Annotated in this window: 14 protein-coding genes; 6 read left to right on the forward strand and 8 right to left on the reverse strand. The window is 52.4% G+C overall.

Annotation, left to right across the window (positions count from 1 at the left end):
- The 3 genes from ACIOVF_RS17275 to ACIOVF_RS17285 form a co-directional block, all read left to right on the forward strand.
- Positions 1-474 (forward strand): IS3 family transposase (locus ACIOVF_RS17275; protein ID WP_401291016.1); only part of this gene is annotated, 474 nt, incomplete at its 5' end.
- Positions 475-554: 80 nt separating this feature from the next.
- Positions 555-1,433: a hypothetical protein gene (locus tag ACIOVF_RS17280; RefSeq protein ID WP_401291019.1), complete on the forward strand. Its 879-nt coding sequence runs from the start codon at positions 555-557 to the stop codon at positions 1,431-1,433.
- Positions 1,434-1,664: 231 nt separating this feature from the next.
- Positions 1,665-2,804 carry a hypothetical protein gene (locus ACIOVF_RS17285; protein ID WP_401291022.1) on the forward strand — a complete coding sequence of 380 codons (1,140 nt, stop codon included), beginning with the start codon at positions 1,665-1,667 and terminating at the stop codon, positions 2,802-2,804.
- A 598-nt stretch (positions 2,805-3,402) separates the two neighbouring features.
- Here ACIOVF_RS17285 and ACIOVF_RS17290 read toward each other — a convergent pair.
- The 4 genes from ACIOVF_RS17290 to ACIOVF_RS17305 form a co-directional block, all read right to left on the reverse strand.
- Positions 3,403-5,892, reverse strand: a complete 2,490-nt coding sequence (locus tag ACIOVF_RS17290) for a hypothetical protein (RefSeq protein WP_401291024.1) — start codon at positions 5,890-5,892, stop codon at positions 3,403-3,405.
- Complete coding sequence (locus ACIOVF_RS17295; RefSeq protein ID WP_401291027.1) at positions 5,889-6,866, reverse strand: TniB family NTP-binding protein; 978 nt, start codon at positions 6,864-6,866, stop codon at positions 5,889-5,891. The genes ACIOVF_RS17290 and ACIOVF_RS17295 overlap by 4 nt, the downstream gene beginning before the upstream one ends.
- A complete protein-coding gene (locus ACIOVF_RS17300) occupies positions 6,866-8,758 on the reverse strand; it encodes a hypothetical protein (RefSeq protein ID WP_401291030.1) in 1,893 nt (630 codons plus the stop codon). Before ACIOVF_RS17300 ends, ACIOVF_RS17295 begins: the two co-directional genes overlap by 1 nt.
- Before the next feature lie 194 nt (positions 8,759-8,952).
- Positions 8,953-9,603, reverse strand: a complete 651-nt coding sequence (locus tag ACIOVF_RS17305) for a hypothetical protein (protein ID WP_401291033.1) — start codon at positions 9,601-9,603, stop codon at positions 8,953-8,955.
- Positions 9,604-11,201: 1,598 nt separating this feature from the next.
- Here ACIOVF_RS17305 and ACIOVF_RS17310 point away from each other — a divergent pair.
- Positions 11,202-11,534, forward strand: coding sequence for a hypothetical protein (locus ACIOVF_RS17310; RefSeq protein WP_330079588.1), 333 nt, complete (start codon positions 11,202-11,204; stop codon positions 11,532-11,534).
- Between the two features lie 867 nt (positions 11,535-12,401).
- Here the strand turns inward: ACIOVF_RS17310 and ACIOVF_RS17315 are convergent.
- Positions 12,402-13,379 (reverse strand): DNA-binding protein, encoded by a 978-nt coding sequence (locus tag ACIOVF_RS17315; protein WP_401291037.1) that lies wholly within the window; start codon positions 13,377-13,379, stop codon positions 12,402-12,404.
- Between the two features lie 170 nt (positions 13,380-13,549).
- On the opposite strand from ACIOVF_RS17315, the gene ACIOVF_RS17320 reads away from it, so the two are divergent.
- The gene (locus tag ACIOVF_RS17320) at positions 13,550-14,461 is read left to right on the forward strand and encodes a site-specific integrase (protein WP_401291040.1); all 912 of its coding nucleotides are present in this window, start codon (positions 13,550-13,552) and stop codon (positions 14,459-14,461) included.
- Positions 14,462-14,501: 40 nt separating this feature from the next.
- On the opposite strand, the gene ACIOVF_RS17325 is transcribed toward ACIOVF_RS17320, so the two are convergent.
- The 3 genes from ACIOVF_RS17325 to ACIOVF_RS17335 all read right to left on the reverse strand — a co-directional run bounded on the left by ACIOVF_RS17325 (position 14,502) and on the right by ACIOVF_RS17335 (position 16,874).
- Complete coding sequence (locus ACIOVF_RS17325) at positions 14,502-15,137, reverse strand: hypothetical protein (RefSeq protein ID WP_401291043.1); 636 nt, start codon at positions 15,135-15,137, stop codon at positions 14,502-14,504.
- A 664-nt stretch (positions 15,138-15,801) separates the two neighbouring features.
- The gene (locus ACIOVF_RS17330) at positions 15,802-16,032 is read right to left on the reverse strand and encodes a BPSL0761 family protein (RefSeq protein WP_401291045.1); all 231 of its coding nucleotides are present in this window, start codon (positions 16,030-16,032) and stop codon (positions 15,802-15,804) included.
- Between the two features lie 575 nt (positions 16,033-16,607).
- A complete protein-coding gene (locus ACIOVF_RS17335) occupies positions 16,608-16,874 on the reverse strand; it encodes a hypothetical protein (protein WP_401291048.1) in 267 nt (88 codons plus the stop codon).
- Between the two features lie 16 nt (positions 16,875-16,890).
- Here ACIOVF_RS17335 and ACIOVF_RS17340 point away from each other — a divergent pair, with 16 nt between their 5' ends.
- Positions 16,891-17,763 carry a LysR family transcriptional regulator gene (locus tag ACIOVF_RS17340; RefSeq protein WP_401291051.1) on the forward strand — a complete coding sequence of 291 codons (873 nt, stop codon included), beginning with the start codon at positions 16,891-16,893 and terminating at the stop codon, positions 17,761-17,763.
- Positions 17,764-17,797 lie beyond the last annotated feature (34 nt).

Genomic DNA, 17,797 nt, shown 5'->3' on the forward strand with positions numbered 1-17,797 from the left:
ACGTATGTCTGGGCTCAAGGTCGCTGGCACTATTTGGCGGCTGTGATCGATCTGTTCGCCCGTCGCGTGGTGGGCTGGGCGTTTTCATCGAAGCCTGACGCTGACCTGGTTATCAATGCTTTGGATATGGCCTATGAGCAGCGTGGTCGGCCTCAGAACGTTCTGTTTCACAGCGACCAAGGAAGCCAGTACGGCAGCCGAGGCTTCCGTCAGCGACTGTGGCGCTATCGCTTCAAACAGAGCATGAGTCGACGTGGAAACTGCCACGACAATGCACCGATGGAACGGTTGTTTCGCAGCCTGAAAACGGAATGGGTACCGACCGTGGGCTATATGAGTGCTTCGCTAGCACAGCAGGATATTGGTCGGTTTCTGATGCAGCGCTACAACTGGCAGCGACCGCATCAGTTCAACAGCGGGCTAGCGCCCGCTGTTGCCGAAGAAAAACTTAACGCAGTGTCCGGGATTAGTTGACCACTACAACAGCTCGCAAGCTCATAAAATGCTGGGCTGAGAACCCTGCTTTAGTCTTGCTACTGCGATGTGGACTTGACTTGTTTCCTCATCCCCGGTTGCTCGCGCCGGTCCTGGAGGCACTGAACTCTAAGCTTTATGACGTGACTCCCAGTCGGCTAAAACCCGAGCAGTTGCGTGAGATTCGCGTTGCTGAATATGTTGCCGCTGATCTGCTGCGGGCTGGTGTTGTCGAGACAGGTTTTCGGGATATGGAGGAGTACCCGGAGGCAATCGATATTCAAGGCTATAGAGAAGAACTAGGTGTTTTTGCCAGGAGAATTGTCATCGAGCGAGCTGGCTCGCCATGGTACCTATTGCAGCAAGCTTTTCTGTATTTGGCCTCAATCGGCGACTGTGGCCTAGCTGTAAATGCTATTACCGAGCCTTTGGTAGGTGTTGCCTACAACAAGCTTCGAAGGGCCATGCTCTTCGAACCTACAGCATCTATGGACTTGTTGGAAATACTTCCATCAGCATTAGTTACCCAGCAAATGCATCCAAACTCACGTCGTTTCGGTGCCTGGTTGTCCGAGGGGCTCCGTGCCACTCAGGATGAGGTCTTGCTCCAGGAAATCGTGAACACGGTTGCGCTTGAGAGGCCGGACCTCCTCCTAGAGGCGATAGGTAAGCGCGGTGGGCGCCACCCCAAGTGGAGAGAGTTTGTTCCACAGTCTCTCGTGGAAATTAGCCGCATCAGCTCCGGCAAGCAAAAGGACGGAAGTACTTTGCCAGCTTGCCACTTGTTGCGGGTCATGAAGGACCCATTCAATGTTTTTGGGCAGGAGAATGGACTTCTCATGCTAGCTAAAGCGCTACTGAGCGTGCCGCATATTGAGGTGCGCCTGTCGGCCGGACTCAGTCCAGTCGATATTATTTTGAAGTGTGCTGACTGGTCCGGGATCCATGCGCTACCATAGGGGGCTGGGTTTCTAGAAGCCAGTCTGACTGAGGATGAGGGGCCCGCTAATCCGCTATATGAGCGGCCAGAGTGGGTGAGCAAGGAGGGGGCTTGGTTGTATGGCTTGGGAAGGCTCCTTCGATCTGCCCTGACTGGGGAGTTTGACTTCACAAACCGTCGTTTTCTTGTGACCGAGGAAGTTGGGCGCTACAAAGGAATTCGGAGTAGTTGGTATAAACGACGTTTCGGAATGCTCAATTCCGTTAGCGGATTGATGGATGAGCCCGCACCAATCTCCCCTTGGCTGTCCGGTTTCCTTTCCACTTTGCTCCAGTGGCCGGGTATCGAGTTCAAGGCAAACGATGCGGCCCCCGTCGCTGCGGTGCGTACGCCAGGTGAGTTGTTGGCGCTCTTGGAAAAACGTATCGCGGTGCAGCGCGCTTTGTATGGGGAGCGGAGTAAGACGCCGATTTATGTGCTTCCCACAGGTGACAATGTTCCGCTTGTTGATCGTCCCTTGCGCGTGGCGATAGTCCAAACCCTTCTCCCGAAGATGGAAGACTTCGATATCAAGGATCCTACACATTGGACTCCGGCAATGTTGTCCCAGCATCGACGTCACCTGGCTGAGGTTTGCCGTCTGGCTCACGCTAAGTTGCGTGCGTGGGCTTCGGCAAGGCCGCGGCAAGAGGGAGAAAGCGAAGCACCTGCCGTAGATGTGATTCTTTTCCCCGAACTGGCTGTGCATCCAGAGCATGTGTTCTTTCTACGGCGTCTATCTGACAAGCTCCAGGCAAATATCTTTGCTGGGCTAACATTCATGCACTCCGATAAGTGCGGAGGGCCGATCAATCAGGGGCTGTGGCTGATACGCACAGATGCACCGGATCATGGCCGCAGTATTCAATATGTGTGGCAAGGAAAACTCCATCCGATGAAACTTGAGCGGCAAATGGGAATCAAGGGGTATCGACCTCATGTGACCTTAGTGGAGTTGCCTATAGGGACGACGTCGCCCACACGTCTCGCCGCAGCAATCTGCTACGACGCTACTGATCTTGATTTGGTTGCGGACCTAAGGGATCGCTCAGACGTTTTCTTGGTCGCGGCCTTGAATCAAGATGTGCAAACCTTCGACAATATGGTCGCGGCACTGCATTTCCACATGTATCAGCCTGTGGTGCTTGCCAACTCTGGAGAGTTCGGCGGCTCTACAGCCCAGGTACCACTGCCGAAGCATGATCGTCTGGTCGCACACATCCACGGTAGTAACCAGGTCGCAGTCAGTGTGTTCGAACTTGACCCTGCTCCCTTCAAATCGACTAAGCCTGCGAGGGTACCAAAGCAGTTAAAAGCTGCGCCGGCAGGCTACAAGGGAAGGCTTTTTTGACTGGGTATATGTGCGTATGGGTACATCAGAAAAATGGGCTCGATTGTATAAGTCGTCACCTACAGCCCGAAAATTCATGTGGTTCCACCGCCCCAAAATCAAATGAGCATCGCCGTTTAGAGAATAAAAAAGGGCTGCCCAATGGCAGCCCTTTTTGGTGTAACTGTTTCACAATAAGCGAGAAGGTTTCACGAATTAGCGATTTTGAGCGGGCAGGCTTCATTTTTCATCTTTATGCGGACTGGCCACTATTGATTTTTCGGGCTTTTTTCAAAGGCTTTCAGCCTCGGTTTTTCAGGAAAATAGGATTCGAGACGATTTGATCAATCAACTCAGGGGGGCACCAGTTGGATGCGAGCTTCAGTGATCACGTGCAGTTCGCGGGCATTAAAAAGCCTCAGCAGTTTCGCCGCCTAAGCGGGTCAGCCGAGAGCGACCGTATTCCTACTGAATCTAGGGGTGTTGACATCCCTGTAAACCTGGAGGGGCCTGAAGCTAGGTGAACCCAGAGTCGTAGCGAGGAAATAAACGGTAATGCCCATACCCGTTCCGCATTTAAAGACTACCAAGGCGACCAGCTAAGGGAGTGCGAATGGAACTAGTCAGGCCGGTGGGGACGCGTTTTTAGGAATTTGTTCAGTGATTCCCTTGTTACGAAGGTGCAGCTATCGAGTTCGGATGGAAGATTTTTGGGTTGTGATAAACGTCCATCCTTCAGCAGTACGTGCGCATATCTATGCGTTTTCAATTGGCGGTCTGTCATGGGTAAGGTTAGATTGTTTTTTAGAATATCCTCGACTAAAATGAAGTCTTTAGAAGTTAAAAATAACTCTTTGCCTATCTGTAGCGTCTTGATTAGACCGGACTGAATAAAAGTGCGGGTAAAATTTGATCTTGTAATATCATAGCGGTTGGTGAGTATTGTAATAGCTCTAAAGTCCTCTATCGAGCATTTAGGCGTGACCTGAAATGAAGGGACCTTGCCTGCATGGTTTATAATGTCGGCGATCCGATAAATAACCTCTGGGCAGCCATTTATGAGAGGGCCACATAATGGCTTTATTTTGAATTTCAGAAGAGACCGCTGAATATTCCTCACGGGGATATTGCACAGTTTTGCAGTTTGAACGCCGTTGGCATAGGAGTCAAAAAAATTATAGACTTTTGACTTGCTAGCCCATGGCAGGGTTTGGGAATCGCTATCAATAGCTAAGATTCCTGAGGAAATCAGGTAGATGACAGTCTTGTCAGAAAGCCTCAGCTCGCTGCCAGCCTCTCTGATAGTAAGATAGTCTGCTCCAGTTGAATTCCGTTTCATGTACAGCGCATCAATATCAGAGCGCAGAAACATGGGAGTGCGGCACATGATCTTGAAATCATGAGTAGCGCCACTGAGAACCGTAGTGTGCCCTAAGTCCTTGAGCGTCCGTGCTGCAACAGGAGCGCCTACTCCAATTATCTGGCCAAGTTCCGTTGGTAATACATACTTTTGATGAAAGGAATCAATGTCTTCTCTAAACAGCATAGAATGCGACTTCGTAGGATGTTTGTAAGTTGGAAATAACCCGGATTGCGCGTAATGTCTCAGGATGAGTACGCTGATCTGCAGGGTTCTTGCAGCCTCTGCAAACGTACAGTACGCTGTAAGTTTTCTAGTGATGATCTTCCTGCCGGTGAGCCTTTTGAACGTATAACCGCTTTTTGAATCTCTCAGGAGCTCTAGGAGAGTATCTACATCTTTCCGTTGATAAATGGTTGGTCGGCTGGAACGCGCCACCTGTATAGGGGTTAAACTGTATTCGTCGAGAATCCTTCTAACCTTATTTCTTGGTATGCCGAGGCGGGTTGCTATTGAATTAATAGATTCGAAGGATTGAATAAAGTCTTCGACTTCAGTCCTTCTAATTTTAAGTTTTTGATTGGGTTTTCTCAAGGGGCAGAGGTCGCCATTGTCAACCAATTTTTTTATGAAGTATGGTTTCACCATAACCATACAACTGGCTTCCTCTATGCTCACAAAATCAGTAGGGTTAGTGAGATCCTTCCTGGCATTGAGCTTCCATTCGCTACATTTTTGTACTAGGGGAAGGAATATTGTCGGTGGTATCTTCTTGGGATTTGGGAAGTCTATCCAAGCTGCGCAGTTTTCGGCTGCTATTTTGGTCAGATTGATGCTGCGGATAGCGACGGTGTCTCTGATCTGTGATTTGTACAGTGAGAATTTCGAACGGGCTATAAGCTCAGTGGACCTTTCTATTGGTTCCGCTAACGTCCAATTTAAATATTGATTGCGAGCTTCTATAACTTCTGGTGTCTTGATGCCTGCGAGCTTGGCACCAATTGCAGCACTAGGCATCTCAGGGTATAGGGACTGAAGGTCTTGGAGATAATCCTGGATTCCGGCGCGGTCAGCCCTGATGATAGCTAAGGCAACTCTAAATATTTTACGGTTTTCAATGTTGTCGGGTGGTAAGGTTTTGTCGTAGCGTAAAATTGTGAGCGTACGCTTGAGAGTTTCAAAGGCATTGTCCTGCTTTTCAAGGACCATAGTGCGGAGGTGCTGCTCTGGAACGCAATCCTGTTCGGAGCAATCGGAACACTCGAGAATATGTCCGCAAGTACACTTGTCTAAGATCGGGTTGATCCATCTCAGCTTCCTGCTACAACTGGGGCATCGGAATAGGTATCGGCGACGATGGTAAGGGCAGAATAGGGCTGGACGGAGGTCTTTTACAAAACGGTCGTGGCCTTCTTTGCGGCAGGCGGAGCAAAAAGCGCTGCCTGCAAACCTAATCATGGTGTGAGGAACGAGCGTTCCGAATACCCGATAAGGCATATTTTCGGCAAGGCGCCCGACTGGTTTATAAAATCCTTCCAAGAACTGCTCGCGGTAATTTTCTGCTCGATTAGCGATCCACAGTGCTAACGGGCTTTCGCTACTATTGGTGAGTTTTTCTAAATTAGTAATAGATGTAAGATTATGCAGGTCAGCCGGGTATTCACAACCATGACGCAGCGCGAAGCGCCTCAACATGCTTGTGGGGCTTTCCTCTGGAAATTGGAGTGGAATAAAAGAAAGTTTGTTCATACAGGAACCCGAATTTTTTGTCTTGTTTCTTCGGTACCTGCAATGATTTTAGTGCATGTCCGCAAATCTAATAAGAAAGGATTGTGCGAGGTTAGGTTGTGATCTAGAATTAATTGGTCACAAGCATATTTCAAGTCCTCACGTGTCAGTCCGCAGCTTTTAGCTCGACCCAAACAACGATAAAATGCGAGGATAAGAATCATGCTAATTTGCTTCAGGTTTCCTGAGGTGGCAATGAAAAGTTGCGCTCCAATTTCGACGTCGTTCAAATGCACTTCACTAGCCATAGGCCAAAGTTCATGCATGGTCTCGTCAAACTTTTCCAGAATTCGATGATAGTGCGAATCAGGCCGGCGTTCATACTCAAGTGGATTCAAAACGATCATCCAGGGATAGCGGCTGGCGAATGGCTGGTCGTAGTTGGTTATATAACGGCACTCCTGCGTGCCGGCCAAGATAACCGGTATCTCCAATTTGTTCATGAAGTTGGTTAGCCAATTCAGTATAGGAACTCTGACTTTATCTGCGTTTGAAAAACAAAGTCGTTGGATTTCGTCGAGAAAAATAACCTGCGTTCCTTTAGTTTGCAATTGGGTAATCAACATTGATGTAAGGTGGGCTACTGAGCCTCGTGCGTTAGTAACCCCCAATCTGATAAGCATGTTATCAACCAATTCCCTGATCGTTATAGGCTCGGGAACCTCGAAATATACAGCTTTATCACGAATGTAAATGCCATCGGCTTTTTCCTCTGGAGACTTTTGGGCGTATTTGATGAAAGCCTCGTATAATAGAGTAGTCTTCCCTACGCCTGAGTGTCCGCAAATAATTGCGGACATGGGTGACTTATTTAGATTGCAGAGCTCGATTGCATTACAGAGCTTCGAAAACGCAATTGCAAATTCAGGAAAGTAGATCGTAATCTGACTGAACTCTCTCAGCAACGGATGAAGCTCTATGATCGAATCGCTCATTATTTTTTCCTCACTGCGAAATCTTCAGGGGTATCTTTACGTGTGTCGTGGGATTTCTCAGGTATATGTTCTGCCTGGGCATCAGGCGTCAATGGCGCTCCAAAGTTACCTGTTGAGGTTTTAGCAGTCACAGTTTTCCCAGATACTTTGTTACCGGCCGCTGCGTTTTCACGCGCTATCTCGAGCAGAAGCTGTACCATGGCCTCATTCGCCGATACATATTTTTTCTGCTGACGCAGTTCCAGTTTGCGCGCATGGATCAGTCGATGAAATGAGAGCGTTAAACCGCTTTGATACGCCGGCCTCAAAGGATCGACGGTTTTTTTATCCTGTGGATATTTAGGGTGGCAGACGCATGCTTGCCCGACATCACAGGGGTCAAAATAAAGATCTAAGGTTTTGGACGCTGGATATCGGTTTGCCAGCTCTGCAACGCCAGCGCCGTGCCATAGCAAATTATGTGCCCGGACCCGTCCATTGTGTGGTGTTACGACGACCTTGCGCCAGAATAGTCTACGCAGGTCGTCTTCACTGAACCGGCGTGGTTCCAACTCCAACTTTTGGCATTTTGACCATGCCTCATTTGGAGACATCTCCAGGGTGCTGTGATATTCATTATGATACCTTTCTATATATTCAGAAAAATAATGTCGAAGTTGGTCTATTGTATAGTGGGCGTTTTTTGCTGAGTCATAGTCGCCGCGCTCCACTGGGTTTGAGAAAGTTGTGCCTTTCATTCTATGTATCAGTCGTAACGTGAAAGTTTTAATCATTCGCTCGATGCGAGCCTTCTCGTTTGGTGTGTAGGGTTCGCAGAACGATGCTTCTCCCAAATACAGTTCGATTTGGTGACGCAAATCTTCGCCAACATTCTCTGGGCCGTTGTCAAAGGTGTATCGTTCCGCTGCGCCGCCATATGGGTTCGATGAACTTATGGCTTTTTTCAAGGTGAGCAGGGTGGTGTCTTCAGACGGCGGATCAAAAGAAATGTGCCAGGCGATCACGTATCTGCATTTGATCTCGAGAAAAATAGTGATATGCGGCTTGGCTACTACTCCTGAACGTTCATCAAAGGCGAAGAGGTGAAGCATCTGCGAGTCCGCCTCAACTAGTTCAAACAGCCTCGTAGGTTCAGGGAGACTTCCGCCCGCATGATGCGCTTTGGCCGCTATACGCACCCCCTTTTGCTTTAGTAACGTCCGGTGGTGGTCCTGCTCGCAAATAATCCGCCAGAGCGTGCTGAGTGAAGGAATTTTGTATTTGCTGCGCGCCGAGCGATATTTGTTCTCATCCTTTACGGCTAGCTGTATTGCTGTGGAGGTGTCTTTTTTCGAAAAAGGCGTGGTTACCCAATATACTTCTTCTAAAGTGTCAATAATGAGCTTTTGCACGCCCTCCGGCTGATTGGATAAATGCTTTCGATGGGGTTTGTAGGTGTTAGGGAGCAACGCAACCGGATTACCCCCAGCTTTCAGGTAACGTCGCCTCCATGCAGAAACGGTGCTATAGGCGGGGCGCACGTGCTCACCGATCCATTTCGTCACTTCTGCCTGAAGTTCTGTGAAGTCACTTCGAGAGAAAATACCGTTATATGAATGCGTAATAGTCTGTATGTAAGCATTGCGGATTTTGAATTTCTCCGCCTGACTCTTATTGAGCCCCGCGACTATTTTCTCGGGTGACATGCTGAACGGCGCTTCCTGGATCTTTCTCAGGTGTCCTCGATCGTGCGCTCGTTGCAACGCAGCCAATGTCTGGAATGTCACGGAGCAAGGCCCGTCCACCCCCCGCAACTGAACTTCATCGCCGTCGATCGCTTCAATCTGATAGTTTCTGCCTCTCAACGTATAGCGTTCGCCGACTTTGATTTCTAATGACTTACTTATCAGCATGCTGCCTCCGGCTGCTTAGACATCTGCGTTTGAGCTGCTCGCGCAGACGACTATCGCTAGGCGCTGTTTAATAACAACCAGCCTAAGATTGGCACCTGAGCATGTTTTCAGGTGAATCATCGAATGTTCTTTTTTCAGCCAGTAATTAGTCTAAACAGCAAACTGTGCGCCATATGACAGTCAAAGTTTTACGTTCAAACACGAGCCTCGATGATCATCTCAAGATTCGCCGGAGATGTCAGGCTGGCGCCTAGTGTCTGATGGAAGACTCCATGGGCAATGTGATTCGTGGGAATGCCTAATTCGATTAATTCCCGAAATTTTGCGCGCCCCCCAAAGTGGCGTATAAGGGCTTCGTTAATGCCGAGGCTTTCTGACGACAGGCCTCCCTGCGAATGAAAATACAGCGTTCGGAGTGTGTCGGTCCATATAGTGTTCTGGACCTCCGCGACACTGATGAGCTCAAATGCCAAATCTGCGTCTAGGAATGCATCCTTAGCCCGTGCGATCTGTGAAAGGCTGTATTGCGCTAGTACCGATATATCTTGACAGACTTGGTAGAAAACTTGCGTTCCATCTTCCCATGTCGCAGAAAAATCCGGGTGGACTGTAAGGTTGCGCTTGAGAAAGCGAACAGCACAGGGGCGGGTGACATAACTGATGATGCCCTTTTCATATTCGAAATGGACACAGAATTTGGCATTCAACAGCGATCCGCAGGGGACCATCATGCTGTTTTTTAGCGACGGAAAGTGCGTCACTCTTAAGTACCGCCTTCCTGTGGTTAATGGCTTTTTCGCTACCAAGCATACCGCGTCGGAGATCGTCTCATGTATGGGATCCATATCGAGCGTTCCTTTCGTTGACCCTCGTAGTGATAATGACGGATAGCATCGGGATCTCGATCTAGCTATTGTAATTAGCTGCGCTCCGACTAGTTTCGTCAAATCCAGAGTTTTGTCTAAAGCTAACTTCTGAACAATCTCAAGTGTTTCTCGGTTGTATCGCACGCATAAATGATTGAGCGGGGTGGCGACAAGCATCGTCATTGCTCAAGAGCATGCGCGGGATCAAGACCTTCCGGGCAGGTATGTTTGTCGCCATGCACGATCTGGAACGCGGCCACCCCTTGGCGGTTATCGAAGTTCGGTCGGATCCAACAAGCGTTACGTGGCGGTATGTTCCCTTCTCGTTCATCATGGCGATCTCGCTGGGATCAAAACTGCTCCTACCGGGTTGTGCGATCATTTCTCGCTTTGTCGCAGCGTTCGGAGTGCAGCTGCGGAACTAACCTGCATCGCGCCAAGGTAAGATGCCACTCGGGCTCGAGTCGCTGGCTACTGTCGGGCTGCGAGTGTCCTGCTGACGCGGATCGCGTAGAGGCAGGTGCACAGTTCCGAGGCGTCGACGCGCAGCTCTTAGCACTCAGTTTTTCCATCGGCATGTCTCCGGTCTGTTTGAAGCACAACGCCCGAGATGTTCGGTAGAACCACGGGCAGGTATCGCGGTACGCCAAATCCCCCAAAAGCGCCGGTCGCTATAAGGTGGCTGCCGATTGCTCATTGCACCGCTCTATGGCGCTCATGTCTGGCGAAAACCGAGCGAATCGTCCGAAATGTCCTCGCATTTATCGTCGCCGATGATCATCCAGAACTCCAGACCCTAGCGACTCCAAAATCTATCGATCTTGAAAGGGCTTTTGGTCTAAAAATCAACTACTTAACAAATGCAGAAACTTTCGCATTTGTTAAAAGCTTCAGAGCGAAGCTTTGAGTATCGGACTTCATGGCGAACCGATGTAGTCGAGCTACATTTTTGTAGTGCAGCTACATGATGGGTAAACCTCAATCCCGTTGTGGCCGCATGACTATCCGGTTGCTTGGAGGACTACCTGCTCATGAGGCATACAAGACTGGCTGTGCCTGAAGTCAGGCGAGCGCGTGCGATTGCGTTCTCGGTTTGCGTCGCCAAGGTGTATGGATGCGCGAGTGATTCGCGGGAAGTGGCTGGCCGTGAAGCAGCACTCGACATTGCAGGTCTTCCCGGTGCTGCGGCCCCGCCGGAACTATTGCGTGTGTGGCGGCGCCGGTTCAACGGAGCTGTTGCCTGTGAGCCGGCTAGAGCCATGCTGTATCAGCGATTTCCGAGCCTTCGAGCTATGTTCGATTCATCGATGTGGTTACTGTTGAGTCCTGAGTGCCGGCTGCAATGTATTGACGAGATGGCAGGCGGCACGCGCCTGGACGGCAGGGCACTGGAGGTATTTCACTCAAGGTCATTGCCTCTGTTCTGCGCTTGTCCGGGCTGGCTCATGCTTGCCCCCCTTTTAGCGATCCTGAGGTCTCCGACTCACGAACGGTGTTCCCAGAGAAGCTGGTTACGTAAGAACTTCGCGGCCTTTTGCACGTTGATGTGCCTGCGACCTCCAGATAGGAAGCTGGCGGTGCCGCTCTGGAGCGCGATCAATATCTTAGTGGAAGAAGGAATGTTGGGGGACATCGACTACTGGCCCATCAGCGCAGAATCTTTTGATTGTATTTTGCAGGGTCAAGCCCGTTTAGGAGAGTGCCTTATCAGCCAGGGGTGGGTATCTGGATGGACTGACGACTGTGTAGTGTGGCTTTGGTACCTAGGTGAGCGTTCCTACATCGGCACGGTGGAGGCTTTACGATCGGTGGTCGACGGCGCTTCCGTCGACAAGCCGAATGACCTGTATATGCGCGTCAGGCGCACATTGGCCAAGCTGGCGAGCACGGTCATTAGCGTTCCGGGCTGAAGCCTCGGGAGTATGAGCAGCTGTAAGGCCTGAGACCTTACCAGCGCGGCTTGCCGGGTATTCTCAGCGGTGTCAGCACCGTGCGGTGAAGGCATTGTAAATGCCTTAATGCACAGCCGTCCCCCGCAATCGGCCACAGAGACGGCAAGCGCGAAGAAGAAAGCGATGCAGTTTTTACCGACAGCAGAAGGCGAGCACTGGCGGAGCGACAGTGATGCAACAGGGCATCTTGCGCAGAAACTCTACCGAAATGAGGGCGGTGGAGTAGGGGGGCGCGTGGGCGGATGTGTCTGCTAGCCACTGACCGCTGAACAGCGCGGAGTTCGCTGAAGCCTAGCCAAAAATGCGTGTTACTCGTACGCCTTAATGGCGGTTCATCTGCTTTGAGGGCGGTGGTGGATCGGCCTGGGCAATTTGCATGAAAATGCCTGAGCGTGAGTCAACCGTAGGCCCTGCAATCTCTAATACAGGGACTTGCCGCCACATGGGTACACGGGCAATTCTCTCTAACTGTCCACGTATGCCTCATCGGACGCCGCCAGCAAATCCTGATGATGGACGTGCAAGTGTGCACATTTTTTTGCACATATTTTCAGCCACTCTACCTCAACAGGTTCGGGACTTTCATCGCTTTCGCATAGGCTTGTCGTAACAGGTTTCTACACATTTTATTGCAGATAATTTTGCACGTTTGTAAGGGCATTCTCCCCACAGCCGAATCCCGGACAGCGGATCTGCCGGCCCGGTATGGCGGTGAGGCATTCTCCGTGGTGCTTCCGAATACGTCGCCGGGCGGCGCGCGCCTGGAGATGGCAGGCGGGCCGGTAACGCGCTTGGATCTCCAATTGTGGTGGATGATTCGGCCTCTCATTGAGGGATTGAATTGTCATGCGATCCTGGTTCGAGTGAACCTTGCAGGCGTGCCAGTTGTTGCGCTTGGAGACGTAGGAGGCGCAGATCATGGCGGTGTGCGAGTAGGTAATACTTGGACTTCTCTCGCAGCTGGGTTATCTCACTCGCCATTTTTTCCCCCTGCTGATGCGCTAGGTTCACGAGAACCGTCTCGGCGGCCAATTGCTGTTGCGCGGAGTTCAACTCACGCTCGAGTTGACGGAGTTGTTGATGTTGGTAGCTCTGCGTACTGGTAGAACGCTCCAAGTCTCGGTAGAGCTGCGTCAGCTCTTCTTGACGGACGGCGAGTTGTTCACGCAGTCCCCGCACCTCGGCTTGCAGTTGACCGAGCTGCTGATCATGACGTTGTAGTTCCTCTTGGCGTTGCAACTGCTGCTGTTGGCGAAAGTGCTCCAGCGATTCGCGCGCCTGCTGGTGTTTGGCCTCGAACGATTGGATCGTCGTCGCACGCTCTTCGAGGAGTTGCAACTGTTGCCGGCAGGCTTCCTCAAGACGCTGTCGCTCACCCTCCGCCAGTTGCAGCTGGTCAAGCAGTCGCTGTTCACGAAGGCGAAGCTGCTGATGTGCCGCTACTTCCGCCGCATGCGCAATCTGCAGCTGCTCGTGGCGCGCCGTATCGACGGCGCGCTGCTGTTGATAGGTCGCTTGTTGGCGTTCCAAACGGGCGCGCTCACCGGCGACCGTCGCCTGCGCTTCGTCGGCCAAACGCTCAGCTAGACTCTGCAGGAGCGCCTGCAACTCTTCCGACAGATTCACCTGCGGCGGGTGCGGTTCCGCCACGTCGAGTTCACGCAGGTAGCGAAGGATAGTGGTCTTCGAACCCGTGTGGCCAAGTTCTGCGCGCACGGCCTCGATGCTGGGCGCCAGGCCGCGGGCGAGTAGGGCGTCACGTGCGCGCTGCACGAGGGCTTTGTTGATACCGGCGCGGGCCATGTGTCTGCTCCGACTTTTTCGTACTGTTCAACCAGTATGGAAGTACACGTGTACAGACGCCTGATTCTGTCAAAATAATCAGACAAACTGACGTTTGAGAAGCCTGATTTCTCGAACGTCATAGGCGTTTTTCAATAAACAGCCCGCAGTTGCAGTACGTAGGAGGGCAAGTGAGCGATTCGGCCCAGCGTTATCTGCAGGCGGCCCGCCGGGCCAGCACGCAGCGTCGCTACGCCCAAGCGATAGACCACTTCGAAGGCGAGTGGGGTGGGCTGCTGCCGGCCTCCAGCGAGAGCATCGTGCGTTACCTCGCGGCATACGGTGCATTGCTTTCAAGCAGTACGCTGCGCACTCACCTGGCCGCACTGGCGCAGTGGCACAGCGAGCATGGTTTCGCTGACCCTACCAAAGCTGCTCGGGTGCGAGATACGCTGCGTGGCATCCAGGCGGAGCATCCCCAGCCGGTGCAGCAGGCGGCAGTCCTGGCGTTACAGGATCTGGAAACCTGTGTCGGCGGATTGGAAGTGGAGCTGATGAGCACTAAGCCGACCCTACGTTTGCGCGCCGCGAGGGATCGAGCACTGATCCTGCTGGGATTCTGGCGGGCGTTTCGCGGTGACGAACTGTGCCGGCTGCAAGTCGAGCACATCAAACTCAATGTTGGGGAGGGGCTGGAGATTTATCTGGCCAGCAGTAAAACCGACCGTGGCAATCGTGGACGAATCCTGATTATGCCGGCGTTGAAGCGGCTCTGTCCGGTGGTGGCGTATGAGCATTGGTTGGCTGCCAGTGGTTTGCAACGAGGGCCCGTGTTCCGAGCGATAGATCGTTGGGGGCACGTGGGTGAGCAAGCGCTCAATGCCAACAGTATTTCCCGCGTGTTACGCCAGGCCTTTGCCCGCAGCGGGGCGCCGAATTCGTCGTACAGTGGACATTCCTTGCGGCGCGGCTTCGCTACCTGGGCCAGCCGCAACCAGTGGAGTCACAAAGCGCTGATGGACTATGTCGGCTGGCGCGACGTGCAATCTGCTGCCCGCTACATAGAGGCGGACGCGCCGTTCGGAGAGTGGGCACGCCGCTGATTCCCCTTGCTGCTGCGGTATCAACTCTCGCGTTTCTGGCTTAGTGACGCAAGCGCTTGACCGACGCCGGATGTTCGATGATCGGCGTATGTTTTTGCTGTTCGTTGACCAACGCTTCGCCCCGACCGATAGCGAAAAAGTTACGCAGGGCCTGGCCAGCGGCGAGACCGAACAATGGAATGGTCACGAGCGACCACAACATGAACTGCGTGCCAGCTTGCAGGGGGCCGGCGATCAGCAGCGGCGACATGGCCAACACCGAAGCCGCTAGGTAGGTCAGCAACCAGGACCCTTTGCGCCACAGTCGGGAGAGACTATGACGATATTTTTTTCGGTAGCGAATGCGGTGGGAGGCGCTGTCAAACTCTACGTAAACGCGGGACAACACATAATCTTTGAGTCGTTTGTCCGGGTCACGCAGTTTAATGAGGTAAGCAATGTCCTGGGCCGGGATCGTACGGGTTCCGGCGAGGGCGTAATAGCCCCTTTCGATAGCCAGAGGCTGAAGTTTCTTGGAGGCGTTTGTCTCGCACAGGTCATGGAGAAACTCTTTGGCGAAGCGGTACTCGTCGCGCAGCCGACTATGCGTGCCAAGTGTGAGCTCATAGATGACCCTAGCGCCGCCGATGACGGCAGCAATGGCGGTAGCGGCTTTGAAGATGTTCTCCATATCCATGAGACTGATCCTTAAATCCTATTGAACCGGCAAGCGATGCGGTAAGGGGAATGGCGTAGGGGAGGATTAAGGCGTCGTGATGAGCAGTCCAGGGTGCACTGTCGAAACCACTGTGAGCAACGACACTTCGACGTGATGGCGGAACTGGTGCCACAGCGAGGCTGAGTAAAAGCTGCAGTCCTACATTTCTTCGAGGCGGCCGAGCGACCGACGACTTAGGCCATCCCATCATTCCTTTGTCACGGACATTGCTGGATATTCACTGCCCAACGTTTATCCGGCAATGAAGTGTATTCCGTGCAAGTAGCCGGGTGGGGTAACTATTTGGTTGAATTCACAACCAAAAGTGGAGCTCAAACGCAACACACACCCAAATCGTCTCACTTCTCGCCTTGGGAGATCGGGAAGCGTAGGCGCTCACTCGCTAAGGATACTGCTCCAGCGTGGATATCGAATGTCGTACACATTGCAGAGGTCCAATGATTTCGGACGCCTATCCCTTTCTTTCATTCATTGCCCTTCACTAGAGGAGCGCCCCACTCGAGGGGGCAGTAGCGTGTATCACTAACGATGAGGTTAATCCTCAATCAGGGCGAAACAATTTTGGCTGTTTTCACCTCCAGGTGAGCTGGCGTAACTCGAGGGCTGTGGATGCGTCCCGAACCTACTCAACAATGGAGGAACTAAAGACTGGAAATAGAAATGGAATTGGCAGGGTGACTGCTTCCTCTTCAAGCTGTCCCGCTAGGATGACGTCTGATCTGGCTGGAAAATGCCGTAACAAAAACTTCGCATCACTGCGTACTTTTTCGGGAAGGGAGGCGTCTTTGGATAACTCTTTGAGAAAGGCCTCTGTTTGGATTACCGCACGACTGCGCTCACTGGGGGTCGTCATCATCCTCTCCTTCAGCTTATTATCAGATCATCGGATTCTTGAAGCTGCATTTGGATGTCATGGATGCAGATGTATTCCAAACACGCCAATGGCAACGCGATTGCCTTCCACTGAGCTCGTCTCATTGTAGATCGATGGTAACCGCTCCGTGAACCCACATTCAAAGCCTCTGACTGATCCCGGTGGGGTTGCGCGCCGATTTACACAGCGAGCAGCCGGCACTGTATCTGCATCTGCGCGCGAGGCGGGGATGGAGAGATGGGCCATGTGTAGATTCGAGAGGGGAAAGGGATGCAGCTGTTCCTGAATATCCGCAAGATCGCCCGCGAGAACCGCAGTCGTCAGCTTAACGTGCTTGCGCTGAATACCTGTGTCCGGTCGTGCAGTGGTCAGAGCTCACCAATAGCCGTTATTTCGTGGAGTTTATCGCTGGGGGCGTGTCAGCGAGGAGGCATTGAACGCTAGCAGCGAGTCGCGACTGTTGTGTCAGGACTTTGGTGAAGTGAGGATTTCATCAGCAGATCATGCCGAGTGGTAGGCCCAATATTGCTGAAGCCTATGTGCTGACTATTTGATCACGGCCAAACGATGGCGCAACGATGAAGATCACAGGGCGTGTTGAGGTTGAAGCAGTCACGGACGTGCAATGCGACATGTGCCAAAGCTCGACGCTTGTTGCTTCCGGTGGACTTCAGTTCGCCACGCTCAGGGCGCATTAGGGGGGAACTCAGCATGATGGCGAGCGCTATGAACTGCATCTCTGCGAGCAGTGCTTTTTCGCAACCTTGGCTTATTTCAAACAGGAGCGGCGGGTGAACAGTCTTTTTGAGCCAGGCGACCATGCTAGCGCTCCCGCCCATGGATTATCGTTATTTTCTGGCCGTGTTTGATTCAGGTTCGCTGGCTGCTGCCGGTGAGCGCTTGCATATCGCCCCGAGCGCTGTCAGCCGTCAGATCGCCCTCCTGGAGGAGAGTATCGGCGTACCGTTGTTCGAGCGTCGGCCACGGGGCATGGAACCGACGGCCGCGGGTAGCGCTTTGACTCACCACGCCAGGCGCGTCTCGTTGGAAGAACAGGCCCTGCTGTCGGAGCTGCGCGGCGGTTATTATCCCGGCGCGCGCGTTATTCGCCTGGTTACGACAGAGGGACTATCACGTTACTTTCTACCGCACGTGTTGATCCAGCACTACCAGCAATATCCGGCTTTCCAGTACGTGCTAGAAGTAATGTCACCGTTCGAATGCGCAGAGAAAGTGAAACGCGGTGATGCCGACATGGGATTGACGTTCAGCACAGAGCCTACCGAAGGTGTCGAGATCCTTTATTCAAGCCGCTCGGCGATTCGTGCGATCATGCGAGCCGGTCATCCGCTGTCGACGCTCAAGCAATTGCCTCTGCGCTCGCTCGTACCGTTCCCCTTGGCGCTCACACCCAAAGGCACGACCCAGAGGCAGTTGTTCGACCTGGTCTGCGAAATGGAGGGGTTGGCCTTCAATCACGTGATGACCTGCAACTACTCCGGGGCCATCCATGAGTTTGTCCGCCACACCGACACGATCGCGTTGGGTGGCGCAATTAGCCAGCGGGTGAATGCCAGTAATGACCTTATTTCGGTCCCGCTGTCGACCCCCCCGATTTTCCGACCGGACCATTCAAGTGCTGACCATGCCGAAACGCACACTGCCACCCTCGCTGCAGCTATTTATCGAAACCCTGATCGGCTGTCTTAAAGCGGTCAACTAAGTATCACGGTCGCGCAAAGCT

The sequence above is a fragment of the Pseudomonas sp. NPDC087612 genome (genome assembly GCF_044743505.1).
Taxonomy (GTDB): domain Bacteria; phylum Pseudomonadota; class Gammaproteobacteria; order Pseudomonadales; family Pseudomonadaceae; genus Aquipseudomonas.

Bases quoted from the DNA above. Each gene is read 5' to 3' on its own strand.
- ACIOVF_RS17285 (WP_401291022.1), top strand. From the start codon at position 1,665: ATGCTCAATTCCGTTAGCGGATTGATGGATGAGCCCGCACCAATCTCC.
- ACIOVF_RS17290 (WP_401291024.1), bottom strand. From the start codon at position 5,892: ATGAACAAACTTTCTTTTATTCCACTCCAATTTCCAGAGGAAAGCCCC.
- ACIOVF_RS17295 (WP_401291027.1), bottom strand. From the start codon at position 6,866: ATGAGCGATTCGATCATAGAGCTTCATCCGTTGCTGAGAGAGTTCAGT.
- ACIOVF_RS17300 (WP_401291030.1), bottom strand. From the start codon at position 8,758: ATGCTGATAAGTAAGTCATTAGAAATCAAAGTCGGCGAACGCTATACG.
- ACIOVF_RS17305 (WP_401291033.1), bottom strand. From the start codon at position 9,603: ATGGATCCCATACATGAGACGATCTCCGACGCGGTATGCTTGGTAGCG.
- ACIOVF_RS17315 (WP_401291037.1), bottom strand. From the start codon at position 13,379: ATGGCCCGCGCCGGTATCAACAAAGCCCTCGTGCAGCGCGCACGTGAC.
- ACIOVF_RS17325 (WP_401291043.1), bottom strand. From the start codon at position 15,137: ATGGATATGGAGAACATCTTCAAAGCCGCTACCGCCATTGCTGCCGTC.
- ACIOVF_RS17330 (WP_401291045.1), bottom strand. From the start codon at position 16,032: ATGACGACCCCCAGTGAGCGCAGTCGTGCGGTAATCCAAACAGAGGCC.
- ACIOVF_RS17335 (WP_401291048.1), bottom strand. From the start codon at position 16,874: ATGGTCGCCTGGCTCAAAAAGACTGTTCACCCGCCGCTCCTGTTTGAA.
- ACIOVF_RS17340 (WP_401291051.1), top strand. From the start codon at position 16,891: ATGGATTATCGTTATTTTCTGGCCGTGTTTGATTCAGGTTCGCTGGCT.